This window comes from Pinirhizobacter sp. (assembly GCF_035317885.1).
Classification (GTDB): Bacteria; Pseudomonadota; Gammaproteobacteria; order Xanthomonadales; family Rhodanobacteraceae; genus Pinirhizobacter.
Window position 1 is genome coordinate 1 of sequence record NZ_DATHFX010000512.1, and the last position, 2,830, is coordinate 2,830.

The window sequence follows — 2,830 nt, forward strand, 5'->3', positions numbered from 1 at the left end:
CAAGAGCCACCACAACGTCGGCGGCCTTCCTGAAAAGATGAACCTGAAGCTTGTCGAGCCACTTCGCGAGCTGTTCAAGGATGAAGTACGCCGCGTCGGCGTGGAGCTCGGCTTGCCGCGCGAGATGGTCTACCGCCATCCCTTCCCGGGCCCAGGCCTGGGTGTGCGCGTGCTGGGCGAAGTGAAGCCCGAATACGTCGACCTGCTGCAGCGCGCAGACGCCATCTACATCGAGGAACTGCGCAAGGCCGATCTCTACGACAGGGTGAGCCAGGCGTTCGCCGTATTCCTGCCGGTGCGCTCGGTGGGCGTGGTGGGTGATGGCCGGGCGTACGAGTGGGTGATCGCGCTTCGCGCGGTGGAGACCATCGACTTCATGACGGCGCACTGGGCGCATTTGCCATATGCGTTCCTTGATACCGTTAGTACACGCATTATCAATGAGTTGCGAGGTATTTCTCGCGTTGTTTATGATATCAGTGGGAAGCCGCCGGCCACGATCGAGTGGGAGTGAGGGGTGACTCAGCAGCACCTGTTTGGCGAACCGCCGGCGCGGGCAACGAATGCCCGGGACGCGCGCAAGCCGGCCGGGCCACCACGACACACCTGGTTTTTCGCCCTGCGGCCCTCCGTCGAGGACGCGCGGCGCATCCATGCGTTCGCTGAAAAACTGCTCTCATTCCAGGGCGTGTCGGGCAAGCGGATCGACCCTGAGCGTTTGCACATCACCCTTGAACTGGTGGGGCACGACGTGGCCACCGCCCTGGTGGATGCAGCCTGTCGCGCAGCCGACACGCTTTCCTTTCCCGTCATCGAGGCTCGTTTCGACGCCGCCATGACGTTTTCAGCGCCCAGCGGGCCGCTCGTGCTGCTGGGGGCCGAAGGCCTGGACGAGGTCCGCAATCTGCGCACTGCGCTGGGTTGCGCATTGGCCGATCATGGCTTTGCTCCGCCGCGTGTCTACGAGCCGCACATGACCCTGTGCTACGACGCGAAGCACCGCCTGGCGAAAACCCCGATCGAGCCGATTGGCTTTCAGGCCTGGGACTTCGCCCTCGTCAAGAGTCACATCGGGTTTTCACGCCATGAGGTCCTGCGTACGTGGCGGTTGGCTGGTTGAGGTAAAAAGTCCCGGGACGATGTCGATTTCGCGGGCGTCCGTTCGTCGTATCAGTGCCAGCCTGACAAGGCCGGCTCAATTCCCGACAGGAGACAGGCGATGTACGTGATGGTGTTCGTCAAAGCGACCGAAGACAGCGAAAAGGGTCATTTCCCGGAGCCCTGGACCAGCCAGATGATGGAGGCCATGGGCAGGTTCAATGAAGAGCTGGTCAATGCCGGGATCATGGTTTTCGCCGGTGATATGCCAATCGCCCAGGGCCTGAAACCCTCTTCGCAAGGCAAGCGCATTGCGTTCGATGGCACCGACCGCATGGTCATCGACGGGCCATTCGCCGAGGCCCGTGAACTGGTGGCCGGCTTTTGGCTTTGGAAGGTCAAGGATCTGGATGAGGCAGTCGCCTGGGTAACGCGCTGTCCCAATCCGATGCCGGGGCCGAGCGAGATCGAAATCCGGCCGCTGTACGAGATGTCGGACTTCCCGGAGAAAAGCTGATGACGAGGTGTAACCCTTGTCATGGGCTATCGGGCGGCGTCCAGGATCCGGAGCTCCGATAGGGTGTCGGCTAGGGTCTTGTGTTCAAGCGTCCGCAGGACGGCGTCATCCGCCTTGGCGGCCAGGTCGACGAAATAACGTTCGACGTTGGAGCTCACCAGGCACTGGTGGGGAACCGCCCGTGGCGCCCAGAGACTCTTCTCGCCGAGCACGGCGCAGTAGATTTCCCGCAAGGTGATCGCGTCCGCCGGCCGGCCGAGGCGGATGCCGCCGTCGCGGCCAAAGCTCGATCGGACGAGCCCGGCGTTGGACAGGGGACTCAACAGTTTGCGGACCAGGCTCGGGTTTGTCCCCAGCGCACCGGCCAATTGAGTGGAACTCAACTGCGCCACGCCCTCCGCATGGGCCAACGCGAGGTTGAGCATCAACTGGAGCGCTGTCGGAAACCGGACATCGATCATGGAGTGGCGTCAGGCCAGGGGTGTTTTTGGGTAGGGTCTACAATATGAAACAATCACTGTTGCATATCAAGCCGATAATCTGTATTAATGATCATTACCATTAAGAACGGAGACTCCGATGTCTGACGAACTGGCCGTACAGCAGGTCCTAGCCCACTATGTTCGGGCCCACGATCGACGCGACGGTGCCGCCATGGGGGCGCTCTTCACGCCCGAAGCGCGCGTGACGATCTTCTACAGCCACACTCCCGACGGGAAGCCGGAGATGATCGGGGAGATCGCGGGACGCGAAGCGATCGCCGGGGCAGTCACGCATATGATGAAGCCGCACCCGCCGCGGGGGTGGAGCCATAACGCCACCGATGGCCTGCTTGTCGACATCGACGGAGACCGGGCGACGGTCGATGCCCAGTTCATGGTCTTCAGCATCCTCGGTGACACGAAGCCGGCGAGCGGCTGGCCGGCGGGCGCGGCGGGTGCGATGGGCACGATCACGCCAATCGAGTCCGGCTACTACCACCAGAAGCTGGTGCGCGTGGATGGGCAGTGGCTCATCGAGTGGCTGCAGGTTCGCCATAACCTGCCGTTTGCCTTCTGAAGCCAACTGGCTCCAGCTCATACCCGCAGAGAGTCTGGAGCCTCCGCTCGTTAAACGTACTGATCATAGTTACATATCCGCGGCTTGATATGCAACAATGATTGTTTCATATTGTGGACCCATTCCGAAAGCCTCCCCGTTGAACGCTGCGCCATG

5 protein-coding genes are annotated in these 2,830 nt (G+C 61.8%); 4 read left to right on the forward strand and 1 reads right to left on the reverse strand.

The features are described 5' to 3' along the window. The 3 genes from VK519_RS16810 to VK519_RS16820 all read left to right on the forward strand — a co-directional run. A partial coding sequence (locus VK519_RS16810) for a GMP synthase (glutamine-hydrolyzing) (RefSeq protein WP_524539004.1) occupies positions 1-514 on the forward strand: 514 nt, incomplete at its 5' end. A 3-nt stretch (positions 515-517) separates the two neighbouring features. Beyond that, a complete protein-coding gene (locus VK519_RS16815) occupies positions 518-1,120 on the forward strand; it encodes a 2'-5' RNA ligase family protein (protein ID WP_324351669.1) in 603 nt (200 codons plus the stop codon). 99 nt (positions 1,121-1,219) lie between these two features. Beyond that, positions 1,220-1,615, forward strand: coding sequence for a YciI family protein (locus VK519_RS16820; RefSeq protein ID WP_324351671.1), 396 nt, complete (start codon positions 1,220-1,222; stop codon positions 1,613-1,615). Between the two features lie 26 nt (positions 1,616-1,641). Here VK519_RS16820 and VK519_RS16825 read toward each other — a convergent pair whose 3' ends face one another. After that, the gene (locus VK519_RS16825) at positions 1,642-2,076 is read right to left on the reverse strand and encodes an RrF2 family transcriptional regulator (RefSeq protein WP_324351673.1); all 435 of its coding nucleotides are present in this window, start codon (positions 2,074-2,076) and stop codon (positions 1,642-1,644) included. 118 nt (positions 2,077-2,194) lie between these two features. Here VK519_RS16825 and VK519_RS16830 point away from each other — a divergent pair, with 118 nt between their 5' ends. Beyond that, positions 2,195-2,674, forward strand: coding sequence for a nuclear transport factor 2 family protein (locus tag VK519_RS16830; protein WP_324351675.1), 480 nt, complete (start codon positions 2,195-2,197; stop codon positions 2,672-2,674). Positions 2,675-2,830 lie beyond the last annotated feature (156 nt).